Here is a 26,479-nt window from a genome sequence, read left to right as displayed (position 1 = left end):
CACGCCATTCTGAACCGACCTCGCACCGATCGTGACACGAGCCTGCCGGCGCCGCGCTGCGGTCAGCGGGTGCGGTCGCGGGTACCGACCGGGGACCAGGCGCGGGCGGTCGAGGCACCGGCACCGCGCGGACCGGCGGCGTCCCGGGACCGGTACACCAGGTACGGCCGGAACAGGTAGTGCACCGGCGCGGTGAACGCGTGCACCAGCCGGGTGAACGGGAAGATCGTCAGCAGCAGCATCCCGATCAGGGTGTGGATCCGGTAGTCGACCGGCGCGGCGGTCATCTTGCCGACGTCCGGCTGGAACCAGAACAGCGACCGGAACCACGGCCCGACCGTGGCACGGTAGTTGTAGCCGCCGGTCGACGCCCGCTCGATCGCGTTGAACACCAGCGTCACCCACAGCCCGGCCAGGATCGCGGCGACGAGCACCACGTACATCGCCTTGTCGTTGCGGGTGGTGGCCATGAACACCGGGCCGGTGGTGCGGCGACGCACGATCAGCAGCACGATCCCGGCGAGGGTACCGATGCCGGCGACGCCGCCGAGGGTGAGCGCCAGCGCGTGGTAGCCGTTCTCGGACAGCCCGAGCGCGGCGGTCCACGACTGCGGTACCACCAGGCCCATCAGGTGACCGAGCACCACGAACAGCAGGCCGAAGTGGAACAGCGGCGAGGCGAACCGCAGCAGCCGCGACTCGTACAGCTGGGACGAGCGGGTGGTCCAGCCGAACTGGTCGTAGCGGTAGCGCCAGATGGTGCCGCCCACCAGCACCACCACCATCAGGTACGGCAGCGCCGCCCACAACACGATGTCCATCAGGTACCCCTCTGGTACGGCTGGAGTGGCAGGTCGATGCCGACGGTCTCGGTCGGCGGGCCGGTACGGGCCAGCGCCAGCGCGGCGGCCCGGTCGGCGGGCTGCTCGCCGGGCAGCGTGTCGCACAGCGCGGTGAGCACGTCCGCGTACGGCGAGCCGGCGTCGGTCAGCGCCAACCGCAGCAGCGCCAACCCGGCCCGGTGCTCGACCAGCAGTTCGCGACCCACCCCTTCCGGCGCGTGCGCGGCGAACTCGCACACCGCGGGCAGGAAGTCGGGCAGCTCCCCCGCCGCGACGGCGAACCCGTGCGCCGCGTACCGCCGGTTCAGCGCCGCGAGCGAGCCGCCGCGGCGCCGGGTGTCGCCGTCGGAGTACCAGGTCAGGTAGAGGCAGCACCGCTTCCGGAAGTCGAATGTGTCCACATAGGACGACTGCAGCGCGGCCAGTGGGGTCGCGCCGAGCGTGGCGACGAACCGGGCCAGCGGCGCGATGCCGGCGGTCGCGTCCCGCAACAGCGGGAGCAGTTCCCGCAGCCGGCGGTCCGGATAGCACAGCAGCAGCGCCCCCGCCTGCCAGACGGTACGGTCCCGGTCAGCCACGGCCCGACTCCCCCGCGTCGTGCCCGCCGGGTGGCCGACCGGCACCCGGATCCGGGCCCGGAGCACCACGTTCGACGGCCGCGGGCGGCTCGCTCGGGGCTGGGAACATGCCCTCCGGGCGGCCGGAACCATCCCAGTTGAGCAGGTTGTAGCGGTGTTCGGTGTCGGAGCGTCCATCGCTCTCCTGCCGCTGCCGCAACGCATGGAACGTCTCGATCGACACCGGTACCGGCCGGCCCGAGGCCTCGCCGAACGGGCCCGAGCCGTACATGCCGGGGCCGCCCTCGGTCTCCAGCGAGCAGCCCAGCTCGTCCAGCTGCGCGGCCTGCTCGGCGTGCGCGGTCGGGATCACGTAGCGGTCCTCGTACTTCGCGACCGCGAGCAACCTGTACATCTCCTGCAACTGTGCCCCGGTCATCCCGACCGCCGCGGGGATCGACTCGTCCGGGGTCTCGCCCAGGTTGTCCGCCCGCAGGTACGAGCGCATCGCGGCGAGCCGGCGCAACGCCGAGGCGACCGGTGCCGGGTCGCCGGCGGTGAACAGCTCGGCCAGGTACCCGATCGGGATGCGCAGGGTGTCGATCGCGCCGAACAGGTTGCCCGCGTCCTCACCGTCGTGCCCGGTGCGGGACAACACGTCCACCACCGGCGACAGCGGCGGCACGTACCAGACCATCGGCATGGTGCGGAACTCCGGATGCAGCGGCAGCGCGATCCGGTAGGTCTTCGCCAGCCGGTACACCGGGGAGCGACGCGCGGCGGCCAGCCAGTCCTCCGGGATGCCGTCCCGGCGGGCCGCCGCGATCACCTCGTCGTCGTCGGGGTCCAGCAACAGGTCCAGCTGGGCGGGGTAGAGCTGCTGCTCGTCCTCGGTGGCGGCGGCCTCGCCGACCCGGTCCGCGTCGTACAGGAACAGGCCGAGGTAGCGCAGGCGGCCGACGCAGGTCTCCGAGCACACCGTCGGCAACCCGACCTCGATCCGCGGATAGCACAGCGTGCACTTCTCCGCCTTGCCGGTGCGGTGGTTGAAGTAGATCTTCTTGTACGGGCAGCCGGTGACGCACATCCGCCAGCCCCGGCAGCGGTCCTGGTCGACCAGGACGATGCCGTCCTCGGTGCGCTTGTAGATCGCGCCGGACGGGCAGGACGCCATGCAGGACGGGTTGAGGCAGTGCTCGCAGATCCGCGGCAGGTAGAACATGAACGCCTTCTCGTACTCCAGCCGCACGTCCTCGTTCGCCTTGGTCCGCATCCGTTGCAGCACCGGGTCGTCCGGTGCGTGCTGCGGCGCGCCACCCAGATCGTCGTCCCAGTTGGCGCTCCAGGTGATCTGGGTGTCCTCGCCGGTCAGCAGCGACTTCGGCCGGGCGACCGGGAAGTCGTCGCCCAGCGGCGCGTCGATGAGCTTCTCGTAGTCGTAGGTCCAGGGCTCGTAGTAGTCGGAGATGTTGGGCAGCACCGGATTGGCGAAGATGGACAGCAACCGCTTGAACCGCCCGCCGGAGCGCGGCTTCAGCTTCCCGCGGCCGGTGCGCACCCAGCCCCCACGAAACTTCTCCTGATCCTCGTACCGGCGCGGGTACCCCAGCCCCGGCCGGGTCTCCACGTTGTTGAACCAGACGTACTCCATGCCGGCCCGGTTGGTCCAGGTCTGCTTGCAGGTCACCGAGCAGGTGTGGCAGCCGATGCACTTGTCCAGGTTCATCACCATGCCGACCTGCGCCATCACTCGCATCAGCGCGCCACCTCCGTTCGGGTCCGATCCGGCCGCATGCCGCCGTTCATCGGTACCGGACCTCCTGGCTGCGGCGGCGGACGACGGTGATCTCGTCGCGCTGGTTGCCGGTCGGGCCGAGGTAGTTGAACGCGAACGACAACTGCCCGTACGCACCGATCAGGTGCGTCGGCTTGACCAGCACCCGGGTCAGCGAGTTGTGCATGCCGCCGCGCCGCCCGCCGGCCTCGGAGATCGGTACGTCGATGGTGCGTTCCTGCGCGTGGTAGACGAACGCGGTGCCGGTCGGCATCCGGTGGCTGACGATCGCCCGGCAGACCAGGATTCCGTTGCGGTTGACCGCCTCCACCCAGTCGTTGTCGGCGGCCCCGATCGCCTCGGCGTCCGCGACCGACAGCCACACCGTCGGCCCGCCGCGGGACAGCGACAGCATCAGCAGGTTGTCCTGGTACTCCGAGTGGATCGACCACTTCGAGTGCGGCGTCAGGTACCGCACCGTCACGCTCGCGCCGTCCGGCCCGATGCGCGGCTCGCCGAACAGCGCCGACATGTCCAGCGGGGCGCGGTAGATCGGCAGCTGCTCACCGAACTCGGCCATCCAGTCGTGGTCCAGGAAGAAGTGCATCCGGCCGGTCAGCGTGTGCCACGGTTTGCCGCGCTCCACGTTGACGGTGAACGGCGCGTACCGCCGGCCGCCCTTCTCGCTGCCGGACCACTCCGGGCTCGCGTGCACCGGTACCGGGCCGGCCTGGGTGTCGGCGAAGGTGATCCGGCTGTCCGGATCGGCGAGGTCGGCGAGCGACTTGCCGACCCGCTCCTCCAGCGCTCGGAACCCCTGCTCGGCAAGCCTTCCGTTGGTGGTGGCGGACAGCGCCAGCACCGCCTCGGCCATCTTCGCCGCAGTGTCCAGCGCCGGCCGGCCGGCCGCCACGCCGGACGACATCACCCCGCCGTGCGCGGCGAGCTGCGCCACCTCCTCGTCCGGGTGGTACGTGACGCCCTTGTTCGGCAGGCCCAGCCGCTCGGTGAGCGGCCCGAGCGCCCGCCACTTCTGCCCGATCGCGGCGTAGTCGCGCTCCACCACCGTCACCGCCGGCATGGTCCTGCCCGGCACCGGTCGCTCGCCGTCGCGCCGCCAGTCCGGTACCACGCCGCCCGGTTGCGCGGTCTCCCCCGGCGTGTCGTGCTGCATCGCGGTGACCACCAGGTCGCGCCGCTTGCCCAGATGGTCGGCGGCCAGCTCACTGAACCGGTCGGCCAGCGCACCGAACAACGCGTAGTCGGTCCGGGCCTGCCACGGCGGGTCGATCGCCGGGTTGAACGCGTGCACGTACGGGTGCATGTCGGTCGACGACAGGTCGTGCTTCTCGTACCAGGTGGCGGCCGGGAACAGCACGTCGGACAGCAGCGAGGTCGAGGTCATCCGGAAGTCCGCCGACACCAGCAGGTCGAGCTTTCCCTCGGGCGCCTCGTCGCGCCAGACCACGTCGCGCGGCCGGTGCTCCGGCGGCGTCTCGCCGGAACGTACCTGCGCGGTGCCGGTGCCCAGCAGGTGCTTGAGCAGGTACTCGTTGCCCTTGCCGGACGAGCCGAACAGGTTGGCGCGCCACAGGTTCAGCACCCGCGGCCAGTTGCGCGGGTCGTCCGGATCCTCCGCCGCGAACCGCAACCCGCCGCTGGTCAACCGGTCCGCGACGTAGCCGGCCGGATCGTCGCCCGCCAGCTCGGCCAGGTCCAGCGGGTTCGCGTCGAACTGCGGGTACGACGGCATCCAGCCCAGCCGCGCCGACAGCGCCAGGGTGTCCGCGGTGTGCATCCCGTCGAGCATCCCGCGGGCCAGCGGCGAGGCGAGCGCGTTCGCCGGGTAGCCGTCGTAGCGCCACTGGTCGGCGTGCAGGTACCAGTAGCCGGTGCCGATCATCTGCCGTGGCGGCCGGGTCCAGTCCAGCGCCATCGCCATGGTCTGCCAGCCGGTCAGCGGCCGGCACTTCTCCTGGCCGACGTAGTGCGCCCAGCCGCCGCCGTTGCGGCCCATGCTGCCGGTGAGCATCAGCAGCGTCAGGATCGCCCGGTACGCCGCGTCGCCGTGGAACCACTGGCACACGCCGGCGCCCATGATGATCATCGACCGGCCGCCGGACCGCCGGGCCGAGTCGGCGAACTCGCGGGCGATCCGTTCCGCCGCGCCGGCCGGTACCGAGGTGATCGGTTCCTGCCAGGCCGGCGTGTACGGCTGGCTCGCGTCCTCGTAGCCGGTCGGCCAGTCACCCGGCAACCCCGGCCGGGACACCCCGTACTGCGCCAGCATCAGGTCGAAGACGGTGGTGACGAGCGTGCCGTTGATCTCCCGGGCCGGCACCCCGCGGCGCAGCACCCCGTCGGCGTCGAACCGGGGCAGCAGCACCTCGACCGCCTGGGTACCGGGGCCGGACATCGACAGCGCCGGCTGCACGTCGCCGAGGTCGAGGTTCCACTTCCCCACGCCCGAGTCGGCGTAGCGGAAACCCAGCGATCCGTTGGGCACCACCGGTTCCCCGGTCGCCGAGTCGAGCAGGACGGTCTTGTGCCGCGCCTCCGGCGCGGTGTCACCGAGGTCGGCGGCGGTCAGGAACTTGCCCGGCAGGTACCCGTCGTCCTGTGTGGACAGCGTGACCAGGAACGGCAGATCGGTGAAGCGACAGGCGAAGTCGGTGAAGAAGTCGACCCGGGTGTCCACGAAGAACTCGCGCAGGATCACGTGCCCCATCGCCATCGCGAGCGCCGCGTCGGTACCGGGCTGTGCCGGCAGCCAGGCGTCCGCGAACTTGGTGTTGTCCGCGTAGTCCGGCGAGACCACGACCACCTTCGTGCCGCGGTAGCGCACCTCGGACATCCAGTGCGCGTCCGGCGTGCGGGTCACCGGCACGTTCGAGCCCCACATCACCAGGTAGGCGGCGTTCCACCAGTCACCCGACTCCGGCACGTCGGTCTGGTCACCGAACACCTGCGGGCTCGCCACCGGCAGATCCGCGTACCAGTCGTAGAACGAGGTCATCACCCCGCCGATGAGCTCGACGAAACGCGAGCCGGCGGCGTGCGAGACGATCGACATCGCCGGGATCGGGGAGAACCCGGCGATCCGGTCCGGCCCGTACCGCTTGATCGTGTGCACGTGCGCCGCCGCGGCGATCTCCAGCGCCTCGTCCCAGGACGCCCGGACCAGCCCGCCCTTGCCGCGGGCCCGCTGGTACCGCCGCCGCCGGTCCGGATCGGCGGTGATCTCGGCCCACGCCTCCACCGGGTCACCCAGCCGGTGCCGCGCCTCCCGGTACATGTCCAGCAGCACCCCGCGCACGTACGGGTAGCGGACCCGGCTCGGCGAGTAGGTGTACCAGGAGAACGCGGCACCGCGCGGGCAGCCGCGCGGCTCGTACTCCGGCGAGTTCGGCCCCACCGACGGGTAGTCGGTCTCCTGCGCCTCCCAGGTGATCACCCCGTCGGACACGTACACCTGCCAGGAACACGAGCCGGTGCAGTTGACCCCGTGCGTCGAGCGCACCACCTTGTCGTGCGCCCACCGGTTGCGGTAGAAGGCATCCCCCTCCCGGCCGCCCCGGCGGTACACGTCGTGCAGGTCCGATGAGACCTCGCGCCGGGTCAGCAACCGCCCGGCCCGCAGCAGCGCCGCCTGCAACGCCCCGTCGTCGACCGGGCCGGCCGTGGGCGCGATCCGGCCGTCGCTGGGGAGCGGGCCGCCGGTACCGTCGCGTTCGATCGTCACGGGGTTCCCTTCCCATCGCCGGTACCGTCGCGGTCGAGCGTCACGGGGTCCCCCTCACGTCGAGTGCTGCGCTGCGCAGCTTGTTCGCCGCGCCGTACGCGACCGCCGCCCACACCGCGAGCGCCGGCCAGATCAACACCTGCCCGGCCGTACGGATCCCCGGCAGCTGCGCCGCGACCCCGAGATTGATGGCGGCGGTCGCGGTCATCCCGAGCGGGAACACCGTCGACCAGCGACGCACGTCGTAGTGCGGCCGGCGCCAGATCGCCTCGCCGACCGCGAGCACCAGGTACCAGCCGGCGGCGAGCGCCCACAGCACCAGTGCCACCACCCGCAGCACGCCGCCGGAGACGCCGAGCAGGCCGGCCGCGAGGTACAGCTTGGTGGCCGCCAGGGTGGAGATGGCCAGCGCGCCGCCGGCCACCCAGTGGTCCCCGGCGCCGTGCGCGACCTGCCGAAAGTCGAACGTCACCAGCACGCTGACGTACGCCACCAGGCCGGCCAGGAACAACACCCCGGCCACCACCGCCAGCCAGCGCAGCTGCTCGGCGATCGCCACCGAGGCGGACAGCACCGCGAGCGCCTGGGTCGAGACGCACAGCAGGAAGTTGACCCCGACCGTCGGCGTCTTCCAGTGCTGGAGCACCAGCGGCAGCAGCACCAGCCACAGCGCCGCCGCCAGCGCCAGCAGCGCCACCGACACCGGCAGCCAGCCGAGCATGCTCAGCCGGGTACCGAGCACGCAGGTACCGGCCACCCCGGTCAGCGACGGCGGTACGTCGGCGTCCGCCACCCAGCGGGCCCGGTGCACCAGCAGCCGGGTCAGAAACAGCGCCGCCAGCGCCAGCCACAGCACCGCGGCGATCGCGACCAGCACGTACGACAGCCACAGCACCGGCACGCCGGCCATGCCGGTGGACAGGATCGCGGTACCCATCACCGCCGCTCCGGCCCCCGGCGGCACGGTCGAGGCAACTCGGTCCAACTCCCCGTTCATGCCACCTCCCCGGGAGAAAACACGTCGGCGGTTCCAGCCGCCGCCTCCGCGGGACGAAACACGTCGGCGGGGTTCATGGGCTTGACCGGGGCGGCATCGGGCGGAACCGGCGGTACCTCCGTGGCCCACCGATCCCGCCCCGACGTGATCTGCGGTCGGTGACAGTCACCTTTCGGAGCGTAGAAGCGCGCGGTGCCGCGCGCACCCCTTTCCTCGCTATTGGCAAATCGGACGGGCGATCGCGTCAGCCGCCGGCCTCACGCCGCCCGGGACCGGCTGGCGCGGGGACGTCAGCGCTCGGACTCGCGCGCCGCCTTCGCCGCCCGGTGCCGGCTGGTGGCGGGGGTGTCGGCGTTCGCGGCGAGCAGCGCGTCCAGGTTGCCGCGGGCGGAGCCGACGTCCTGCCGGGGCAGCGGGATGCCGCCGAGCGCCAGCACCTCGATCGCCTCCGCGGCGAACTGCCGGCTGGGGGTGCGACCGCCGGCCGCGTACCAGGCCTCGAGGGCCAGCTCGTACACCGCGGCCACCAGCGCGCCGGCCAGCGCCGGGACGACGGTGTCGGCGGTACCGGCCAGCCGGTGCCGCATCTCCCCGGCGAGCTCCCGCCGGAACTCGGCGACCTCGCCGTGCATCGCCGCCCGTACCGCCGGGTTCGCCGCCATCAGGTCCTGCGCGGCGAGCGCCCGGGGCACGTCGACGGTCTGGTCGAACTGCGCGAGCGCGCCGATCAGCGCCTCGCTCAGCGCGTCGCCGATCGGTGCGTCGACCGGGATCGCCCGCAGCCGCGCCAGCACCGCAGCCAGCCCGCCGCCGATGTAGTGCAGGGCGAGTTGCTCCTTCGTGGCGAAGTGCCGGTAGACGGTGCTCGGCGCGACCTCGGCCGCGGCGGCGATCTCCTCGATGGTGACCTGCTCGTACCCGCGGTCGGCGAACATGTCCAGCGCGGTGGCGGCGATGCCTTCCCGGGTCCGCGCCATCTTGCGCGCCCGCAGCCCGTCCGCCTTCGCCACCATCCGCCCACCCTATGACCCGCTGAGGGGTACCGGCGTGACCGGCTCCACACATTGACAGGAGTCACTCGCACGCGAGAGTCACTCCTGCGAAACTGGAGCGCACGGGTCGTCGAGCGAGGAGTGTCGATGTCTGGTCTGCTCTACCGGCTGGGCCGGTTCGCCCACCGGCGCCGGTGGTGGGTCATCGCCGCCTGGCTGGTCGTGCTGGTGGGCATGGCCACCGCGGCGGTGACGCTGAAGGGCACCCTGGCCGACACGTTCAGCGTGCCCGGCACCCCCGCCCAGCAGACCATCGACCAGCTGCACCGCAGCTTCCCGGCCGCGTCCGGCGGCAGCGCGCAGCTCGTCGTGCAGGCGCCGGTCGGGCACAGCCTGCTCGAACCGGGCATCCAGCGGCAGGTGTCCGCCACCTCCGCCCAGCTCGGCAAGGTGGACGGCGTCGTCGGCGCGCTCAGCCCGTACCAGGCGAAGACGATCTCCGGCGGCGAGCACCGCACCGGGTACATCTCCATCCAGTTCGCGAAGCCCGACCAGGAGGTCGGCGACGCCACCAAGGACCGGATCCGGCAGCTCGCCGGGCAGCTGCGGGACGACGGGTTGCGCGCCGAGGTCGGCGGCCAGGCGTTCAGCAACGCCTCCCAGATCGGCGGTACCGAGGCGATCGGCGTGGTCGTCGCGGTGGTGGTGCTGCTGATCGTCTTCGGCTCGCTGATCCCGGCGCTGTTGCCGCTGGTCACCGCGCTGGTCGGGGTCGGCATCGGGTACCTGGGCATCACCGCGCTGTCCGGCGCGATCTCGATGAACAGCGTGGCACCGGTGCTCGCGCTGATGATCGGGCTGGCGGTCGGCATCGACTACGCGCTGTTCGTGGTCTCCCGGCACCGCGGCCAGCTGCGCGACGGGATGCCGGTCGGCGAGTCGATCGGCCGGGCCAACGCCACCGCCGGCTCCGCCGTCGTGTTCGCCGGTACCACCGTGTTCATCGCGCTCGCCGCGCTGTCGGTGGTCAACATCCCGTTCCTGACGATCATGGGCCTGGCCGCCGCCGGTACGGTCATCGTCTCGGTACTGGTCGCCGTCACGTTGCTGCCCGCGCTACTCGCGGTCGCCGGGCGCCGGCTCGACGCCGTACCGCTGCCGATCCTGCGGCGCCGGCAGCACCGTGCCGGTGGCGAACGCGGGCTGGGCGCCCGCTGGGCCGGGTTCGTCACCCGCCGCCGGGTGCCGGTGCTGATCGCCGGGCTGATCGTGCTGGGCGTGCTGGCCATCCCGGCGCCGAAGCTGAGCCTCGGGCTGCCGGACGCCGGCGCCGAACCGGCCGGTTCCGGCAGCCGCGCCGCGTACGAGCTGATCGCGGACAACTTCGGGCCCGGCTTCAACGGGCCGCTGGTGGTCGCCGCCGACCTGCACGGCACCGCCGACCCGACGAGGGCCGCCCTCGCGGTCCGGCAGCGGCTGGCCGGCACCGGCGTCACCGCGGTGGCCGCGCCGACGTTCAACGCCGACAAGACGACCGCGATCATCACCGTGATCCCGTCGTCCGGCCCGAACGATCAGCAGACCAAGGACCTGGTGCAGCGGATCCGGGACGACGCCGGCTCGATCCACCGGGCCACCGGCGCGCGGATCGGCGTGACCGGCAGTACCGCGCTCTACATCGACATCTCGTCGAGGCTGTCCGCCGCGCTGCCGGTGTTCGTGCTCATCGTCGTCGGGCTCTCGCTGGTACTGCTGGCGTTCGCGTTCCGCTCGCTGCTGGTACCGCTGAAGGCGGCGGTCGGGTTCGTGCTGTCGCTGCTCGCCGCCATCGGTGGGGTGGTCGCGGTGTACCAGTGGGGCTGGCTCGCCGGCGCCTTCCACGTCGCCGAGTCCGGCTGGGTGCTCAGCTTCCTGCCGATCCTGCTGATCGGCGTGCTGTTCGGGCTGGCGATGGACTACGAGGTGTTCCTGGTGTCCCGGATGCGCGAGGAGCACAGCCGGCACGGCGACCCGCAGCAGGCGGTACGCACCGGGTTCCGGCACGGCGCCCGGGTGGTCACCGCCGCCGCGCTGATCATGATCTCGGTGTTCGCCGGGTTCGTCTTCGGCGACAACATGACCGTCGCCTCGATGGGCTTCGCGCTGGCGCTCGGCGTGCTGCTGGACGCCTTCCTGGTCCGGATGACCCTGGTACCGGCGGTGATGTCGCTGCTCGGCCGCTCCGCCTGGTGGCTGCCCCGCTGGCTGGACCGGATCCTGCCGCACGTCGACGTCGAGGGCGCCCCGAAACCCGAACGCACCCCGCAACCCGTCGCCTGAGTGGCTGGTGGGCCTCGCGACCCCGATCAGGGGCCCGGCGCAGCCGAGCACGAGGTCCACCGACAGCCACTGGCCCCCGCCGGTGCGGCGCGGCAGTGTGGTAGCGCACAGCGGTACGGCGGGGTGGCGGATAGGTTGGGCGGCATGCGGCTGAGCAGGATCCGGATCTACCCGGTCAAGTCGACCCGGGGCAGCGAGCTGGCCGAGGCGTCGGTCGAGCCGTGGGGGCTGCGCGACGACCGGCGCTGGCTGGTGGTCGACGCGGCCGGCGACACGCTCACCGCCCGGACCAACGACCGGATGCTCACGGTGACCGCGACACCGACGGCGGACGGCCTCGTCCTGTCCGCCCCCGGGTACGAGCCGCTGACGGTGCCGCACCCGGCCGGCGACGCCGAGCCGCTGCCGACCCCGATCAGCCGGCTGGACCGGTGCCTCGCCGCGGGCAAGACCGCCGACGACTGGCTGTCCGAGGTGCTGGCCGAGCCGGTACGGCTGGGCTGGCAGGACGATCCGCGCCGGCGGGCGGTCGGCGCGAAGCACGGCGGGCGGGACGGCGACCGCGTCAGCCTGGCCGACACCGGGCCGCTGCTGCTGACCACGATCGCGTCGCTGGACCGGCTCAACGAGTGGGTGACGGCCACCAGGGCGGACCACGGCGAGCCGGCCGGTGACCCGTTGTCGATGGTGCGGTTCCGGCCGAACGTGGTGGTCGACGGCGCGGCGGAGCCGTTCGCCGAGGACGGCTGGGACCGGGTCACGATCGGCTCGGTACCGTTCCGGTTCGCCGAGCGGTGCGACCGGTGCGTGCTCACCACCATCGACCCGGACACCCGGATCCACGGCAAGGAGCCGATCCGTACCCTGTCCCGGCACCGACGGGAAGACGGCAAGGTGTGGTTCGGCGTCCGGCTGATCCCGCTGCAGACCGGCACCATCCGGCTCGACGACCCGATCACGCTCGGCTGACCGGTGGCCGCCGAGGGCCGTCGCTCGTCTCCGGGCCGGACCGGAGACGAACCCGTCGCCGGAGGGGACACCTCCGGGGCGGGCGCGACCGACATCGTGGGGGTCGACGCCGCCGTCGCCGCGGCGCGAGCGCTCGCGGACCGGCCGGGCCTGCCGATCCTGGGCATCGTCGGGCCGCCCGGCGCCGGTAAGAGCACGCTGGCCGAACGTGTCGTCGCCGCACTCGGCGCGAGCGCCTGCCTGCTGCCGATGGACGGCTTCCACCTCGCGAACGCCACGCTCGACCGGCTCGGCCGGGCCGACCGCAAGGGCGCGCCGGACACGTTCGACGCCGCCGGGTACGTGGCGACGCTGCGCCGGATCCGGGCCGGCGGCGAGGTCGTCTACGCACCCCGGTTCCACCGCGAGATCGAGGAGTCGTACGCGGCGGAGCTCGCCGTCGACCCGGCGACCGCCCGGCTGGTCGTCACCGAGGGCAACTACCTGCTGCTGGACGAGCCGCCCTGGTCGCCGGTGCGCGGCCTGCTCGACACCTGCTGGTATGTGGCGGTCGACGAGGCACTGCGGCTGCGCCGGCTGGTGAACCGGCACCTCGGGTACGGCCGGCCGCCGGCGCTGGCGCACGCCTGGGCGCACGGCAGCGACCAGCGCAACGCCGACCTGGTGGCGCGCACCCGGCGGGCCGCCGACGCCGTCGTCCGGCTCTGACCGCGCGCCGGCCCTACCTTGCTGTTCCACACCTGCGTTGCGGTTCCGGCCACCAGCCGGCCGGCCGGCGCCCGACGGCCCGCTGCGGTCCGACCGGGTGCCGGCCGCACCCCGGGCCGCCGGCGATCAGGTGTCGCTCGGGGCGGCGACGGGCGCTGGCCGTTCCGCGGCGGCGAGCAGCCGGGACCGGCGCAGTCCCGGTACCAGCAGCGCGGTGGTGGCGAGCGACGCGCAGCCGACGAGCCCCACCGCGGTCGCCGCGGCCGCCGTGCCGCCGCCGAACGACTGCGCGAGCAGCCCGGCGACCAGCGCGCCGATCGCCTGCATCGCCATCATGCCGGTCGAGTTGAGGCCGAGTACCTGGCCGCGGATCTGCTGTTCGGTGTTGCGCACCAGCCGGTCCTGCAGCGGCAGGCTCGCCGCGTACCCGACGGAGGCGACGAAGCCGAGCACCAGCCCCACCGGCAGCGCCGGCCGGAGCAGGAACAGCAGGTACGGCGCGGCCAGCAGGAACCGCAGCGGCTCGACGAGCCGGTCCCGGATCCTCGCGGGAACGAACCGGCCGACCAGCACGTCACCGAGCAGCATGCCGGCAGCGGTCGCCGCGAACAGGTAGCCGGCGCGGCCGCCGGCGAGCGGGACGAACAGCGACTCGCACCCGACGACCAGCCCGTTCGGGATCCAGCCCGCCAGGTAGACCGGCCGTACCAGCGGGGAACGCAGCAGCGAGACGTTCACCTGCCGGGCCCGGCGTACCACCGAGGCGGCCGTCGACCGGGGCGGATGGTCCCCGATGCCGACCGCGACGAGCAGCAGCGCCAGCGCCGACGCGCCGGCCGCGACGAGGAACAGTTCGCTGGTGTCGAGGGCGACGAGCAGCAGGCCGCCCAGGCCGTACCCGACGACCTGCATGCCGCCGATCGCGATGTTCAGGGTGGCCCGGCCGAACACGTAGCTGCCGTCCGGCAGGATGTCCGCGACCAGCGCCTGGATCGCCCCGCCGGTCGCCGACATCACCACCCAGGGCAGTGCCAGGATCACGAACCGGGCGCCCGACGGCAGCCCCGGGATCGCCTGCAACCCGTCGGCGACCCCGGTCGCCCCCGCGATCAGCAGCAGGGCCTGCCGCGGCCGGAGCAGATCCGAGGCGGACAGCAGGAACCACGAGGCGATCACCCGCAGCAGCGGCCCGCCGAACATGGCCAGGCCGGACAGCACCGCGTTGCCGGTGGCCGCGTACGTGATCGTGCCCAGCGCCAGGCTGCCGACCGCGGCGGCCGCCATGGTCAGGCACTGCACCCCGAACACGGTCCGAAACTCCGCTACCCCGAACAGCTCCCGATAGGTACGCACGAGCAAGCAGCATGCCCGCACGCCGCCCCGTCCCGGTACTGTTTCGCGTGGAGGCGAAACCTTGGGCACCTGGCGCGTTCCGGTGGATCTGTTGGCGCGGGCGCGATTCACCGTCTCGCCGCGGGCCGAGCTCGTCGCGGCGCTGAAGGCGCTCACCCGCCCCACCGATGCCACCGAGCGCGCGTTCCACGCGGCGCACCGGCAGGCCTTCGCGGACATGCTGGCGGCCATGCCGCGCCGCCGGGCGCTGCTGGAGTGCAGCTTCCGGGACCGCCGCGGCAGCCGGCCGGGCTGGCTGGCCGGCTACCTGTGCGCACCGCCGATCGCGCCCGGTGCGAGCATCCAGGACGAGCTGGCCGCGCTGGCCGCCGTCCCCACCGCGACACTGCGCGCCGACCTGGAGGAAACGGCGATGCGGCAACTGCCGACCGCGCTGCGTGGCGCCCGGTTGGCCGACGTCGCCACCGGCCTGCTGGGCTGGGTCTGGACGCACACGCTGGACATCGAATGGCCGCGGCGGGAACGCGTCCTGCGCGCCGACATCGTCGCCCGGACCGCCCGGCTCGCCGGCCAGGGCTGGGCCGCCGTACTGCGGGATCTGGGCCGGCATCGCGAGTGGATCGGCGACGGCGAACTGCGGATCAACAGCTACGACCGGCCGACCCGGGCACTGCCCGGCGACGCCGAGCTGTACTTCGTCCCGGTACACGCGAACGGCACCTGGGTCGGCTGGGCCGAACCGCGCGCGTACGCGATCTACTACCCGGTGACCGGCCGGCTGGCCGACACCGACGCCCGGCGCACCGGCGGGCTGCCGGGGCTGGTCGGCGCCAACCGGGCCGCGCTGCTGCGGCTGCTGGACGAGCCGGCCAGCCCGACCCGCCTGGCCGCCGCGCTGGAGCTGCCGATCGGTGCGGTCGGCAACCACCTGCGGGTGCTGCTGCAGGCCGGAGTGGTGCTGCGCCGCCGCTCCGGCCGCACCGTGCTGTACTGGCGTACCCCGCTCGGCGACGCCCTCGTCGCCGCCGACGCCGGCTGAGACGTCCTCGTCGCCGGCTCGGTCGCCCCGGCGTGCTGCGGCGGTTGCGCTCGGCGGCGTTGCCGGAAGCGCCGCGGAACCTCAGGGGCCGCTCGGTTCGAGCAGGTCGGCGACGAGGGCGGCGAACTCGTCGGGGGTGGCGAGGCGGATGCCGAGGTCTTCGGCCTTGGCGCGTTTCGAACCGGCGTTGTCCCCCGCGACGACCAGGCTGGTCTTCTTCGACACGCTGCTGGCGGAACGGCCGCCGGCGCGTTCGACGAGTTCGTTCATCTCGTTGCGGCTCAGCTTCGCCAGCGGCCCGCTCATGGCGCCGGTGACCACCACGGTCATCCCGGCCAGCGGGCCGACGTCGCCCGCGGCGGTCGGGTCGTCGCCGTCGTGCGGCTCCTCGACGACGGCCGGCGGAACCGCGCCGGGCTCGATCATGTTCACCCCGGCGGCGACGAGCTTGTCGATCAGCGGAGACAGCTCGGCGAGCTCGGCCACGATCGAGGGCGCCTTCTCGGCACCGATGCCGTCGACCTGTTGCAACGCCTCGGCATCGGCGGCGCGGACGGCGTCCATGGTGGCGAAGTGCCGGGCGATGCGCCGGGACATCGACCGGCCGGTGCCGCGGACGCCGAGCGCGCACAGCACCCGCGACAGCGGTTGCGCCTTGGCCGCGGCCAGACCGGCGAGCAGGTTGTCGGCGCTGGTCTCCCCCATCCGGTCCAGGGCGAGCAGCTGATCCCGGGTGAGGGTGAACAGGTCGGCGAGGTCGGCCACCAGCCCGGCCTCGACCAGTTGCACGACGCGGGTGCCGCCCAGCCCCTCGATGTCGAGCTGGTCACGACCCGCCGCGTACGACAGCGACGCCACCAGGTGACAGTCGCGGCCCCGCTCGCAGCGCCAGCGCTCCTGGCTGGTGTCGATGGCCGAGCCACAGCGCGGGCACACCTCGGGGAACACGATCGGCTGCTCGGCTCCGGTGCGCAGGTGCGCGACCGGTGCCTCGATGCGCGGGATGACATCGCCTGCGCGGTGCACCATGACCTGATCGCCCAGCCGCAGGTCGCGGCGGGTGATGTCGGCCGGGTTGTGCAGCGTCGCGTAGGTGATGATGGCACCGTCGATCTCGACGGGCTCCAGCACGCCGCGCGGGGCGATGATGCCGGTGCGGCCGACGTTCCACTCCACGTCGAGCAGCCGGGTGATCTTCTCCACCGCGGGCAGCTTGTACGCGATCGCCCACCGCGGGGCCCGCGAACCCGACCCGGCGGCCTGCTGGTCGGCGGCGAGGTCGGCCTTGATCACGATCCCGTCGATGCCGAACGGCAGCTCGGCCCGCAGTGCCGCGATCTCGGTGATCCGCGCCAGCACGTCGGCCACGCTCGCGGCCGTGCCGCCGGGAACCCGGGTGGTCGCCGTCGTGTTCACGCCGAACTCGGCGGCCAGCTCCATCAGCTCGCCGTGGGCGAGATCGGCCAGCCGGGCGGCCAGGGCGGCTTCGGTGTCCGGCAGCGGCAGCAGGCCGTAGCAGAAGAACGTCATCGTCGCCGGGTAGGCGCGGTCCCTGGCGCGCAGGCTGCCCGCCGCCGCGCTGCGCGGATTGGCGAACGGCTCGCCGCCGTGCGTCACCCGCGCCTCGTTGGCCTGCTCGAACTGCACGGTCGTCATCAACACCTCGCCGCGCACCTCCACCGTCACCGGCACGGCCAGCTCGGCCGGCAGGCCGTCGACGGTGCCGATCGCGTGCGAGACGTCCTCCCCGGCCGTCCCGTCGCCGCGGGTGATCAGCCGGGCCAGCCGCCCGCCGACGTACCGGGCGGCGATCGCCAACCCGTCCAGCTTCGGCTCGACGCTGAACCGCTCCGCGTCGTGGCCGAGCCGCCGCGACAGCGACGCCGCCCACGCCTCGAACTGCTCCGGCGAGAACACGTTGTCCAGACTCAGCATCGGCACCGTGTGCGGCACGTCGCCCTCCGCGGCACCGCCGGCGACCTTCCCGGACGGGGAGTCGGGCGACACCTCGTCGGGGTGCGCGGCCTCCCACGCCGCGATGCCCCGCACCAGCGCGTCGTACGCGTCGTCGTCCAGCGGCGAGCCACCGCCCGCGTAGTAGGCGGCGGCCGCCGCCACCGCCTCCTCGACCGCCCGCGTGTAGGCGGCGACATCCACGATCTGCGCAACAGGCACCGTCATGCCGCCATCCTGCCCGCCCCCACCGACAGAATTCCGCCCACCCGACGCCGGCCTAGGCCGGGCTTGCCGGGCCGGGCTTGCCGGGCCGAGCCGCTTGCCGAGGACCTGTTCGGTGGGGTGGTAGCCGAGGGCGTCGTAGAGGGCGCGGGCGCCGTCGTTGAAGCCGAACACCGACAGTCCGACCGCGGTCAGGCCGGCGTCGCGGCACCGGTCGTGCATGGCGCGCAGCATCCCGGCGGCGTGGCCGCGCCGGCGGTGCTGCTCGTACACCAGCAGGTCGAGAACGAAGGCCGAGTCGGGTTCGGTGCTGTACCAGAGGAAACCGACCGGTTCGCCGGCGTGGTAGCCCATCAGGAACTGCTGGTCGGGGGTGTCGCGGCCGGCGGGGAGCAGCTCGGTCAGCTCCCGCTCCGCGCGTTCGGTGGCCTCGGCCTCGGTACCGCACTGGCCGGCGCGCAGCATCTCCGCCGCGTAGTCGCGCTCCTGGCTGGCCCGGAACGCGGTCCACTGGTGGGCGGTCATCGGGCGCAGCTCGCGCCGCGGGCCGGCGTCGGTGGCGTCGGCCAGCGCGAGGCGCATCTGGGTGTTGACCACCTGGTACCCCTGCTCGGCGAGCCGCGCGGCCAGCTGCCGGTCCCGGCCCAGCACGGTGATCTTGATGGTGTCGGCGCCGAGCCCGGCGGCGTACTGCTCCAGCGCCGGCAGCAGCTGCTCGCCCGCCAGGTCGTGCACGAGCGCGGTGCGCCCGGACAGGGCGAGCCACGCCTGGCCGACCGGCTCGCCGCCGGCCCGGGCGGACAGCAGGTGCTGGCCCGGGGTACCGGCGCCGTCCGGCAACATCGTGCCGAGCGCGCGGTCCACCGTCGCCTCGGCCGCCGCGGTGCCGGTGCGGACGCGCTCGATCAGGCGGACCCGCACCGGCGCGAGCCACTCCTGGTACCGCTCGGGGGTGACCGGTGCCCACTCGATCGTGGGAACTTCGCGATCCGTCATGGCGTGCATGATGCCGGCCGGTGCGGCGGCGGACAAACCCATTCCCTACCTTGTGTCGCATGGCCGATGTCGAGGTGTGGGTGGCGGACGCGGTGGTCCTGGCCGGGCAGGCGGAGCCGCTGCTGTCGACCGCCGAGACCGAACGCTCCGCGCGGTACGTGTCGGTCGAGGCACGGCGGCTGTTCGTGCTGTCCCGGGCGCTGCAGCGACTGCTCGGCTCGGCGTACCTCGGGGTGCCGGCCGAGCGGGTGGAGATCGGCCGGAGCTGCCGGCTGTGCTCCGACGGCGGCGACCACGGCAAGCCGTACCTGCGGGGCGCGCCGGGGTTGGACTACTCGGTGTCGCACGCCGGCCGGCTGGTGCTGCTCGCCTGGTCCTCGGCGTGCCGGGTCGGGGCGGACATCGAATGGCTGGACCGCCGGCTGGACCCGGGCCTGCTCGGCGCCCGTACCCTGGCCGCCGCCGAGCAGGCCGACCTCGACGCGCTGCCCGCCACGGAGCGATCGGCGCAGTTCCTGCGGCTGTGGACGCGCAAGGAGGCCGCGGTCAAGCTCGCCGGGCACGGCCTGACCGTACCGCTGGCGTCGGTCCAGGTGGACGGTCCGACCGCGCGGCTCGCCGTACCGCCGCCGGGCTGGCCGACCGAGCCGCTGACCCTGACCACCCTGCCGGTACCCGACGGGTACACCGCGGCGCTCGCGACCACCGCGGCGCCGCGCGTGACGCGGCGCGAGATCACCGACCTGACGGCCGGGGCCGGGACGGCGCCGGTTCGGCGTGAGCCGACGGCCGCGTCCCCCCATCCGCACGTCGCGGTGGAGCCGGCCGAGGCCACTCGCCCGGATGCGTCGTAGCGGACGCGGCCGACACCACACACCCGGACGTCGAACCGCAGGCCGCCGACGCCGCACGGGCGGACGTCGCATCCGAAGCGGCCGGGACCGCACGCCCGGACGTCGTAGCGGAGGGGCTCGGTCGGTCGGGGCGCACGGCGACGAACGGGAGCGACAATCTAGCCATTGACAAGTTCACCTCGCTCCGGCAATCTAGTCGATGACTAGATTGCCGGAGGGAACCATGGACCCGATCACCCTGTTCACCGTCGTCGCGCTGGTCGCCGTCCCGACCGTGATGTTCGGCGGCTACTCCCTGCTGCGGCTGCTGCCGACCGGGAAGCTGAACGACCACCAGACCACGTCGTTCCGGGCCGGGCACGCGCACGCCGGTGTCCTGCTCGTCCTCACCCTGGTGGTACTCGACCTGTCCGCCCGCGGCGGCCTCGGCGACACCGCCCGGTGGATCCTGTGCCTGCTGCTGCTCGTCGGGGTGCTCGCCCAGTCCGGCGGCTTCTTCGTGCACCTGGCGATCGGCCGGCGCGGGCACTGGTCTGCCGGCAATACCCTCACCGTCGGCGGCGCCGTACTGCTGGCCGCCGCGCTGATCATGGCCGCCGTCGGCGTCGCCACCGCCTGACCGGCCCCGTCGATCGAGCACCGCCGGCCCGGCGCATCAGGCACGAACCGGCGGCCCGGGCGCACGGCATGGCGTGAGGTCGGCGCCGTGCTCGGCCGCATCGGCGTTCATCGGCGGGTCGCCGGTGGGCAGAGCGACGTCGCATCGTCGTCGTCCACCGGGTACCGGGCAGCGTCGAGAGTCGGCCGGTAGCCCAGCTCGGCCGTCGCCCGGTCGGTCGACCAGCTGGCCGATCCGGCCGAGACGCCGTGGTACACACCGGATCCGGCCTCGGTGGTCAGCGCGCGGCGGACCAGCTGGCCGAGGTCGTCGGGCCCGAGCCAGGCCGGGCGCAGCCCGGCGGTGAACGGTTCCGGCTGCACCGCACCGAGGCGCAGGCTCACCACCGACGCCCCGGTACGGTGCGCATGGGCCCGGCCCGCCGCCTCGGCGAACGCCTTCGTCGCACCGTACGGGCAGCACGGCGCCGGCGACCACGTCTCGCGGATCGGAACGCGGCCGGCGGACAGGTGTCCACCCATCGCGTGCACGCTGCTCGCCAGCACCAGCTTCGGCGTACGGTGCTCGGCCGCGGCGGTCAGCAGGGCGCCGATCCCGGCGAGGTTCGGCTCCACCAACCCGTCCCAGCACGTACCCGGATGCGGCACGGCGGCCAGATGCACCACCGCGGAGACCCCGTCGAGCACGGCGGCGGCGAAGCCCGGCGCGGTCAGCTCGCCGCGTACCGTCTCGGCGCCGGGCATCTCCGGCGGCGCCACCCGGTCGGTCAGCCGCAGCGGCAGGTCGGCCAGGTACGGCAGCAACATGCCCGCGACGTTGCCGGCGGCGCCGGTGACGAGGACCGTCATGGCGGCTCCCTCCCCGTTGGCGAACGACCCGTCCGTTCGTACCAGAGCCGCGGATCCTGTGCCGTGCGCACGCCGGCGACGCGCCGCACCGCCAGACCGGCTCCGGGCGCGTGATCCGTCCGCGCAACGGGTACCCGGCACCCGTGCCCGAGCGGCCGGCCGACACCGCCGGGTGGTACGGGCGAGCAGGTCATGTCGACCGGGTGGCCCGGTCGGGCGCACGCCCGCGCGCCACCTGGTAGGCACCGGCAAGGACCAGCACGGCACCGGCGAGCTGACCGACGCTCGCCGATGGCCGCGGTCCACAGCAGCGCGTCGCCGGCGAACAGAACACCCGCGGCGAGTGCTGTCAGCACGCCGCGTCGATCCACGTTCCCGCGCGATCTGCGCTCCGCCCAGGCCGGGACCGTCAGCAGCGGTACCGCCAGCAGACATCGGTAGAACGTCGAGGTGCCGGGACTGGTACCGGACAGGTCGATGAACACCGAGGAGGTCGCCACGGCCAGGGCACCGACGGCGAGGCCGGCCCGCGGGGAGCGGACCGGACCGATCGGCGGACACGGCATGATGTTGTCCCGATTCCCGACGATCCGGCCCGCAAACCCCCCAGCTCAACGGAAATCGTGCGGGCGCGGCCGCCGCGCGGCGTGCGGTGCGCCGGCGCCGTGGCGCCGTCCGGTGGGCATGACCGGTGGTGCACGGGGTACCCGGGTGGCTGGTGGACCGGGGGGAACGAGATGGGCCACGACGACGAGGTGGCGGTGCCCGTCGCCGGAGCGATGCTGACGGCAAACCTGGCCGTCCCGCCGCATGCGGGTGGGGTGGTGTTGTTCGCGCACGGCAGCGGCAGTTCCCGGCGGAGCCCGCGCAACCGCACGGTGGCGAGCCGGCTCGCCCAGGTCGGGCTCGCGACGGTCCTGACCGACCTGCTCACCGCCGAGGAGGAACGCGCCGACGCGGTCGACGGGCGATTGCGCTTCGATGTCGACCTGCTCGGCGAACGGCTGGCGGCGATCATCGACTGGCTGACCGATCGGCCCGCGACGGGCCGGCTCCCGCTCGGACTGTTCGGTGCCAGTACCGGGGCCGCGGCGGCGCTGCAGGCTGCGGCCGCCCGGCCGCGACAGGTACGCGCGGTCGTGTCCCGCGGTGGTCGCCCGGACCTGGCTGGCGGTCGGCTCGGAGCGGTCCGCGCACCGACCCTGCTGATCGTCGGTGAGCTCGACCGGCAGGTACTGGAGCTCAACGAGGACGCGTCGAGCCGGCTGGGTGGCGTCTCGTCGCTGTGGATCGTCCCCCGGGCGAGCCATCTGTTCGAGGAGCCGGGCGCGCTGGACGAGGTCGCGAGCGCCGCGGCCGAGTGGTTCGACCGCCACCTGGTCGGCGGGCACGGGGCGACCGACGGCGGCCTCTCCCGCCAGGACGACACCGATCCCTGAGCGCAGGTACGCCGTCCGGGACCCTGGCGGCCGGCCTCGCCGCGTACGCACCGGGTCGGGGTCACCGCCGGCCATGACCGGCCGCGGTGTCAGGAGGCGGAGCCCGGTCGGCTCCGCGCCTCACCCGAGGAGCCTTCGCAGCAGGCGAGAGCCGGGGCTGATGAACTTCATCGCTTCGGCGTCAGGAGCAGGACGGTCAGCGTGTGCGGCAGCAGCCAGGTGCGTGCGACCCGGTAGTGGCGGGTGAGTTCGGCGGCGGGTGCGATGGAGTCGCCGGTGGCGTCGAGCGGATGCGCGGCATGGTCTCCTCGCCGCACGTACCACAGCCGGGCGGCGCCGCCGAGATTCCGGTAGGTGGCCGGCCGCGGCGTACCGGTGTACCACCCGATCCGCGCGGCGTCCGGCCTTGCCAGCGGTGTAGCGAACGCGCGGCCCGGCTGGTAGTAGCGCATCATCAGCGGCGTGGTCCAGCTGTCGGCCCGGTAGATCAGCCCGTCGCCGGGCCGCCAGTGGCCGGCGATCAGCGCTGCGGCAGCCCGGGTGTCGAACCCGTGGCCGTCGGGGCGCCGGATCGCCTCGCCCCGCGGCATGCCCGCCACGGTCACCGACGCCAACAGTACGGTCAGAGCGATCGGTGCGCGCAGCAGCGCCGCGCCGCAGCCGGCCAGGATCGCCCAGGCGGGTACCGCGAGCACCGCGTAGCGGGGGACCCAGATCGACGTGGCCAACAGCAGGGCGACCGGTGCCAGCGCCCACCCCACGAGCACTCGGCGGGACCGGCCCGCGGCGGCGACGCCACAGCCGGCCAGCACTCCCAGCAGCAGTACCAGGCCCGGCGAGCCGACGAGTTCCCGGCTGGCGGTGTCGACGAAGCCGGTGAAGCCGATGGTGTCGACCCAGTCGAGCTGGTTGCGCTGGAGGTAACCGGTGTAGGCCAGGGGAATCAGCGCCAGGACCGCGACGACCAGCGGCGCCGTCGTTCGACCGATGCTGGCGCGCGACCGGCGGGCGTGCCGGACGAGCAGGTAGAGGTGCACCGGCAGGATCGTGGCGCAGGCGATCAGGTGCAGACCGCCGAGCAGCACCACCGTCAGGGCGTACGCCACCCGCGTCGGTCGTCGAGCGGGGCCGGGCCCGGTGACGCGCAGCAGCAGGTACAGCGAGACGCAGCCCAGCACCAGGACGAACCCGTAGACGCGGGCGGTCTGCGCGACCTGCGTGGTCGCAGGCAGCACGGCCAGCAGCAGCCCGGCCAGTACGCCGGTGCGGGTGCCGGCCAGTTTCGCACCGAGCACCGTCGTCATACCAGCCGCGGCGGCGACCGCGAGCGCGCTGGGCGCGCGCAGGGCTGTCTCGCCGTAGCCGAACAGCTGGCACCAGGCGTGCAGGGCGAGGTAGTAGAGGCCGAGGACCGCATCCACGTGGGTCAGCAGGTGCGCCAGTTGGGGCAGGGTGCGCGACGCGGCGCTCCAGGTCGCGAGCTCGTCGGTCGACAGCGCGGGCCGTCCGATGGACAGGCAGCTCACCGTCAGCGACAGGGCCGATGCCGGCACCGCGACGAGCCACCGGACCGGCTCGGCTGCGCGGTCCGGCTGGTCGGCTCCCGGGTTGGCTTGCTGCTGCGGGCATCCGGCCGCGATCTCGCCGATGCCTGGTGTCCCGGCGGGCGCTCGTCGCCACGGACTGCGGGGAAGCGGGACGACGAACGAGGGTGATCGACGATCGCGGTCGAGGTGGTGTGTGAACGGGATGGGCAAGGTCGCCCCCATCTTCTCGGGCGGCTGGAGACGAGGCCCGACCGCGCAGTACCATATAACCATGGGAATAGGTAAAGATGGCGGTGATCCGGAGCACGGCGCCGAGGCGGGCCGGGCGGCGATCCGGTTCCGCCTCGACCCGGCCAGTGGCGTCCCGCCGTACCTGCAGGTCGTGCAGCAGGTGCAGCAGGCGCTGCGGCTGGGCTACCTGCGGCAGGGCGATCAGCTTCCGCGGGTCAAGGACGTGGTCGCCGAGCTGGCGATCAACCCGAACACGGTGCTCAAGGCGTACAAGGAGCTGGAGCATCTGGGGATCGCGTCCGGGCACCCGGGGCTGGGTACGTTCGTGGACGGCACGCCCGGCACGGTCGGCCTGCCCGAGCTCGACCGGCTCCGGCAGCAACTGGTCGCGTGGCTGCGTTCGGCGCAGGCCGCCGGCCTGGACGAGCAGACCACGAACGCGCTGTTCGCCGCCGCGACGCGGGAGTTCTACGCCCGACCGAGCGCACCTCCGTCGCGGCGGCGCGGACGCGGCGGTGTGGTGGCATGAACATCATCGAGGCCTCCGGCCTCGGCCGGCGGTACCGACGGGTCTGGGCCCTGCGCGACTGCACGCTGGCGATCCCGGCCGGTCACGTCGTGGCTCTGGTGGGCCCCAGCGGATCCGGCAAGACCACGTTGCTGGAGCTGGCGGTGGGACTGCGGGTGCCGAGCGCCGGCCGGTTGTCGGTGCTGGGTGGAGTCGCGCCGGGGTCGATCCCCGCCCTGTCCCGGGTGGCGTTCGTCGCGCAGGACGCGCCGTTGTACCGGCAGTTGTCGGTCGCCGACACGCTGCGGCTGGCGGGCCACCTCAACGATCGCTGGGACCACCAGTGGGCGCGGCAGCGCGTCGCGGAGCTGGCGGTACCTTTCTCGGCGAAGCTCGGCGCCCTGTCCAGCGGCACGCAGGCACAGCTCGCGCTCACCGTGGCGCTCGGCCGCCGACCCGAGCTGTTGATTCTCGACGAGCCGCTGGCCCGGCTCGATCCGTTGGCCCGCCACGAGTTCCTGGCCGCGGTGCTGGAGGCGGTGGCCACCGACGGTCTCTCGGTCGTGTTCTCCTCGCACCTGCTCGCCGAGCTGGACCGGGTGGCCGACTACCTGGTCGTGCTCTCCGAGGGGCACGTGCAGGTGGCCGGGGAGATCGACTCCCTGGTGGCCGGGCACCGGATGCTCGTCGGCCGCACCGATCACGTCGACCTGCTGCCCGCCGGACTGTCGATCGTCTCCGCCCAGCGCGCCGATCAGCAGACCCGGCTGCTGGCCCGCTGCGGCGACGATCCGCGGCCGGCGGCCGCGGCGGGATTCCGCGCCGAGCCGGTCGGGGTGGAGGAGCTGGTGCTGGCCTACCTGCGGCAGCCGGACGCCACGGCACTTCCCGGGCCGTCGGGTACCACCGGGAGTCGGGAGGTACCGGCATGAGCGCCGTGCGGGCCGGAGCACCGGCGGCCACCGCATCGGTACCGTGGCGTCGGCTGAGCTGGGTGGTCTGGCGACAACACCGGGCGGTCCTGCTCACGCTGGTCATCGCGCTGGCCGCCGCCGCGGGCGCACTGGTACTCACCGGGCTGGGCATGCGCGTCACCTGGCATGCCATGGGGCTGGACCACTGCCGAGCCCTCATCGGCTCCGCGATCCACGGCGGTCGCTGCGGCATCCAGTTGTCGCTGTTCGCAAGCCGGCCACCCGCCTCCCTGGCCGGCTTCGTGGTCGATGGGCTGCATCTCGTTCCGCCGCTGATCGGCATGTTCGTGGGCGCGCCGTTGCTTGCGCGCGAGTTCGAAACCGGCACCATCCGGTTCGCGTGGACGCAGGGCGTCGGGCGGCACCGGTTGGTCGCCGGCAAGATGGTCTTCCTCGCGGCGGTCGTCGGCGCCGGCACCGTTGCGCTCGGAGCGCTGTTCTCCTGGTGGTACCACCTGTTCGACTTCACCGACGCGCGCGGCGGACGGTGGGCGGCGCAGACGTTCGACCTGGGTGCCGGCAGCCTCGCCGGCTGGAGCCTGTTCGGGTTCGCCCTCGGTCTCCTCTGCGGAGTCGCGCTGCGCCGCACCGTGCCGGCGATGGCCGTCACCGCGATCGCCTACGCGACACCCGCGATCCTCGTTCCCTGGCTGGTACGGCCACGGCTGCTGGCGCTGTTCCCGGTCACCTCGGCGATGTCGGTGCCCGAGAGCGGCCCGCAGCACGGCAACCTGGTCCTGCATTCGTGGATCGTCGATGGGCACGGCAGGCGCCTCGACGAGGACACCGACCCGACCTTCCCCCGGTTGGTGAACATGACGCCGCACCAGATCGAAGGCTGGCTCACCGCGCACCACGCCAGCATCTGGCAGACCTACCAACCCGCGAGCCGCCTCTGGATGTTCCAGACCATCGAGGGTGCCGGCCTGACGCTGCTCGCCGTCACGCTCGGTCTGCTCACCCTGCGGCGGCTCACCAGGCTCTCGGTCTAGC

The 26,479-nt window shown here is 73.4% G+C and carries 20 protein-coding genes; 10 read left to right on the top strand and 10 right to left on the bottom strand.

Annotated elements, in window-relative coordinates:
- Positions 1 to 62 precede the first annotated feature (62 nt).
- From narI to NUM_RS13480, 6 genes are all read right to left on the bottom strand, one after another.
- Positions 63 to 821: a respiratory nitrate reductase subunit gamma gene (narI, locus tag NUM_RS13505; RefSeq protein ID WP_225918548.1), complete on the bottom strand. Its 759-nt coding sequence runs from the start codon at positions 819 to 821 to the stop codon at positions 63 to 65.
- Positions 821 to 1,420, bottom strand: coding sequence for a nitrate reductase molybdenum cofactor assembly chaperone (gene narJ, locus NUM_RS13500; RefSeq protein ID WP_207125248.1), 600 nt, complete (start codon positions 1,418 to 1,420; stop codon positions 821 to 823). Before narJ ends, narI begins: the two co-directional genes overlap by 1 nt.
- The gene (gene narH, locus NUM_RS13495; protein ID WP_207125173.1) at positions 1,413 to 3,155 is read right to left on the bottom strand and encodes a nitrate reductase subunit beta; all 1,743 of its coding nucleotides are present in this window, start codon (positions 3,153 to 3,155) and stop codon (positions 1,413 to 1,415) included. The genes narJ and narH overlap by 8 nt, the downstream gene beginning before the upstream one ends.
- A gap of 46 nt (positions 3,156 to 3,201) precedes the next feature.
- The gene (locus tag NUM_RS13490) at positions 3,202 to 6,816 is read right to left on the bottom strand and encodes a nitrate reductase subunit alpha (RefSeq protein WP_370466987.1); all 3,615 of its coding nucleotides are present in this window, start codon (positions 6,814 to 6,816) and stop codon (positions 3,202 to 3,204) included.
- A gap of 139 nt (positions 6,817 to 6,955) precedes the next feature.
- Entirely contained in the window at positions 6,956 to 7,912 is a 957-nt protein-coding gene (locus NUM_RS13485; RefSeq protein WP_207125172.1) for a tellurite resistance/C4-dicarboxylate transporter family protein, read from the bottom strand.
- Between the two features lie 290 nt (positions 7,913 to 8,202).
- Complete coding sequence (locus NUM_RS13480) at positions 8,203 to 8,925, bottom strand: TetR/AcrR family transcriptional regulator (protein WP_207125171.1); 723 nt, start codon at positions 8,923 to 8,925, stop codon at positions 8,203 to 8,205.
- Positions 8,926 to 9,051: 126 nt separating this feature from the next.
- Between NUM_RS13480 and NUM_RS13475 the strand changes: the two genes are divergently transcribed.
- The 3 genes from NUM_RS13475 to NUM_RS13465 all read left to right on the top strand — a co-directional run bounded on the left by NUM_RS13475 (position 9,052) and on the right by NUM_RS13465 (position 12,900).
- On the top strand, positions 9,052 to 11,223 hold the full coding sequence (locus tag NUM_RS13475) for an MMPL family transporter (RefSeq protein ID WP_207125170.1): 2,172 nt from the start codon (positions 9,052 to 9,054) through the stop codon (positions 11,221 to 11,223).
- 144 nt (positions 11,224 to 11,367) lie between these two features.
- Entirely contained in the window at positions 11,368 to 12,192 is an 825-nt protein-coding gene (locus NUM_RS13470) for an MOSC domain-containing protein (RefSeq protein ID WP_207125169.1), read from the top strand.
- A 93-nt stretch (positions 12,193 to 12,285) separates the two neighbouring features.
- Complete coding sequence (locus tag NUM_RS13465) at positions 12,286 to 12,900, top strand: nucleoside/nucleotide kinase family protein (RefSeq protein ID WP_207125243.1); 615 nt, start codon at positions 12,286 to 12,288, stop codon at positions 12,898 to 12,900.
- 126 nt (positions 12,901 to 13,026) lie between these two features.
- On the opposite strand, the gene NUM_RS13460 is transcribed toward NUM_RS13465, so the two are convergent.
- Positions 13,027 to 14,253 carry an MFS transporter gene (locus tag NUM_RS13460; protein WP_207125168.1) on the bottom strand — a complete coding sequence of 409 codons (1,227 nt, stop codon included), beginning with the start codon at positions 14,251 to 14,253 and terminating at the stop codon, positions 13,027 to 13,029.
- Positions 14,254 to 14,344: 91 nt separating this feature from the next.
- On the opposite strand from NUM_RS13460, the gene NUM_RS13455 reads away from it, so the two are divergent.
- Complete coding sequence (locus NUM_RS13455; protein WP_207125167.1) at positions 14,345 to 15,292, top strand: ArsR/SmtB family transcription factor; 948 nt, start codon at positions 14,345 to 14,347, stop codon at positions 15,290 to 15,292.
- A gap of 81 nt (positions 15,293 to 15,373) precedes the next feature.
- Here the strand turns inward: NUM_RS13455 and ligA are convergent, their stop codons facing one another.
- Positions 15,374 to 18,466, bottom strand: coding sequence for an NAD-dependent DNA ligase LigA (gene ligA / locus NUM_RS13450; RefSeq protein ID WP_207125166.1), 3,093 nt, complete (start codon positions 18,464 to 18,466; stop codon positions 15,374 to 15,376).
- 59 nt (positions 18,467 to 18,525) lie between these two features.
- On the opposite strand from ligA, the gene NUM_RS13445 reads away from it, so the two are divergent.
- Positions 18,526 to 19,320 (top strand): 4'-phosphopantetheinyl transferase family protein, encoded by a 795-nt coding sequence (locus NUM_RS13445; protein WP_207125165.1) that lies wholly within the window; start codon positions 18,526 to 18,528, stop codon positions 19,318 to 19,320.
- Positions 19,321 to 19,543: 223 nt separating this feature from the next.
- On the top strand, positions 19,544 to 19,939 hold the full coding sequence (locus NUM_RS13440; protein WP_207125164.1) for a hypothetical protein: 396 nt from the start codon (positions 19,544 to 19,546) through the stop codon (positions 19,937 to 19,939).
- 107 nt (positions 19,940 to 20,046) lie between these two features.
- On the opposite strand, the gene NUM_RS13435 is transcribed toward NUM_RS13440, so the two are convergent.
- Entirely contained in the window at positions 20,047 to 20,787 is a 741-nt protein-coding gene (locus tag NUM_RS13435) for an NAD-dependent epimerase/dehydratase family protein (RefSeq protein ID WP_207125163.1), read from the bottom strand.
- A 737-nt stretch (positions 20,788 to 21,524) separates the two neighbouring features.
- Here NUM_RS13435 and NUM_RS13430 point away from each other — a divergent pair.
- Positions 21,525 to 22,226: a dienelactone hydrolase family protein gene (locus NUM_RS13430; protein WP_207125162.1), complete on the top strand. Its 702-nt coding sequence runs from the start codon at positions 21,525 to 21,527 to the stop codon at positions 22,224 to 22,226.
- Positions 22,227 to 22,393: 167 nt separating this feature from the next.
- Here the strand turns inward: NUM_RS13430 and NUM_RS13425 are convergent, their stop codons facing one another.
- A complete protein-coding gene (locus NUM_RS13425; RefSeq protein WP_207125161.1) occupies positions 22,394 to 23,779 on the bottom strand; it encodes a glycosyltransferase family 39 protein in 1,386 nt (461 codons plus the stop codon).
- A gap of 265 nt (positions 23,780 to 24,044) precedes the next feature.
- Here NUM_RS13425 and NUM_RS13420 point away from each other — a divergent pair, with 265 nt between their 5' ends.
- The 3 genes from NUM_RS13420 to NUM_RS13410 are packed head-to-tail and all read left to right on the top strand — an operon-like array spanning position 24,045 to position 26,478.
- Positions 24,045 to 24,533 carry a GntR family transcriptional regulator gene (locus NUM_RS13420; protein WP_207125160.1) on the top strand — a complete coding sequence of 163 codons (489 nt, stop codon included), beginning with the start codon at positions 24,045 to 24,047 and terminating at the stop codon, positions 24,531 to 24,533.
- Positions 24,530 to 25,444, top strand: a complete 915-nt coding sequence (locus NUM_RS13415; protein ID WP_207125159.1) for an ABC transporter ATP-binding protein — start codon at positions 24,530 to 24,532, stop codon at positions 25,442 to 25,444. Before NUM_RS13420 ends, NUM_RS13415 begins: the two co-directional genes overlap by 4 nt.
- Entirely contained in the window at positions 25,441 to 26,478 is a 1,038-nt protein-coding gene (locus tag NUM_RS13410) for an ABC transporter permease (protein ID WP_207125158.1), read from the top strand. Before NUM_RS13415 ends, NUM_RS13410 begins: the two co-directional genes overlap by 4 nt.
- Position 26,479 lies beyond the last annotated feature (1 nt).

This window comes from Actinocatenispora comari (assembly GCF_017312725.1).
Lineage (GTDB): Bacteria > Actinomycetota > Actinomycetes > Mycobacteriales > Micromonosporaceae > Actinocatenispora > Actinocatenispora comari.
The sequence above is the reverse complement of the archived record's forward strand: the minus strand, read 5'-3'. Positions and strand labels throughout refer to the sequence as shown.

What these genes read in the sequence shown, in the direction of transcription:
- narH (WP_207125173.1), bottom strand. Translation starts at nt 3,155, where the DNA reads ATGCGAGTGATGGCGCAGGTCGGCATGGTGATGAACCTGGACAAGTGC.
- NUM_RS13485 (WP_207125172.1), bottom strand. Translation starts at nt 7,912, where the DNA reads ATGAACGGGGAGTTGGACCGAGTTGCCTCGACCGTGCCGCCGGGGGCC.
- NUM_RS13410 (WP_207125158.1), top strand. Translation starts at nt 25,441, where the DNA reads ATGAGCGCCGTGCGGGCCGGAGCACCGGCGGCCACCGCATCGGTACCG.
- NUM_RS13445 (WP_207125165.1), top strand. Translation starts at nt 18,526, where the DNA reads ATGGCCGATGTCGAGGTGTGGGTGGCGGACGCGGTGGTCCTGGCCGGG.
- NUM_RS13430 (WP_207125162.1), top strand. Translation starts at nt 21,525, where the DNA reads ATGGGCCACGACGACGAGGTGGCGGTGCCCGTCGCCGGAGCGATGCTG.
- NUM_RS13470 (WP_207125169.1), top strand. Translation starts at nt 11,368, where the DNA reads ATGCGGCTGAGCAGGATCCGGATCTACCCGGTCAAGTCGACCCGGGGC.
- NUM_RS13440 (WP_207125164.1), top strand. Translation starts at nt 19,544, where the DNA reads ATGGACCCGATCACCCTGTTCACCGTCGTCGCGCTGGTCGCCGTCCCG.
- NUM_RS13435 (WP_207125163.1), bottom strand. Translation starts at nt 20,787, where the DNA reads ATGACGGTCCTCGTCACCGGCGCCGCCGGCAACGTCGCGGGCATGTTG.
- NUM_RS13420 (WP_207125160.1), top strand. Translation starts at nt 24,045, where the DNA reads ATGGGAATAGGTAAAGATGGCGGTGATCCGGAGCACGGCGCCGAGGCG.
- NUM_RS13480 (WP_207125171.1), bottom strand. Translation starts at nt 8,925, where the DNA reads ATGGTGGCGAAGGCGGACGGGCTGCGGGCGCGCAAGATGGCGCGGACC.
- narI (WP_225918548.1), bottom strand. Translation starts at nt 821, where the DNA reads ATGGACATCGTGTTGTGGGCGGCGCTGCCGTACCTGATGGTGGTGGTG.
- NUM_RS13475 (WP_207125170.1), top strand. Translation starts at nt 9,052, where the DNA reads ATGTCTGGTCTGCTCTACCGGCTGGGCCGGTTCGCCCACCGGCGCCGG.
- ligA (WP_207125166.1), bottom strand. Translation starts at nt 18,466, where the DNA reads ATGACGGATCGCGAAGTTCCCACGATCGAGTGGGCACCGGTCACCCCC.
- NUM_RS13415 (WP_207125159.1), top strand. Translation starts at nt 24,530, where the DNA reads ATGAACATCATCGAGGCCTCCGGCCTCGGCCGGCGGTACCGACGGGTC.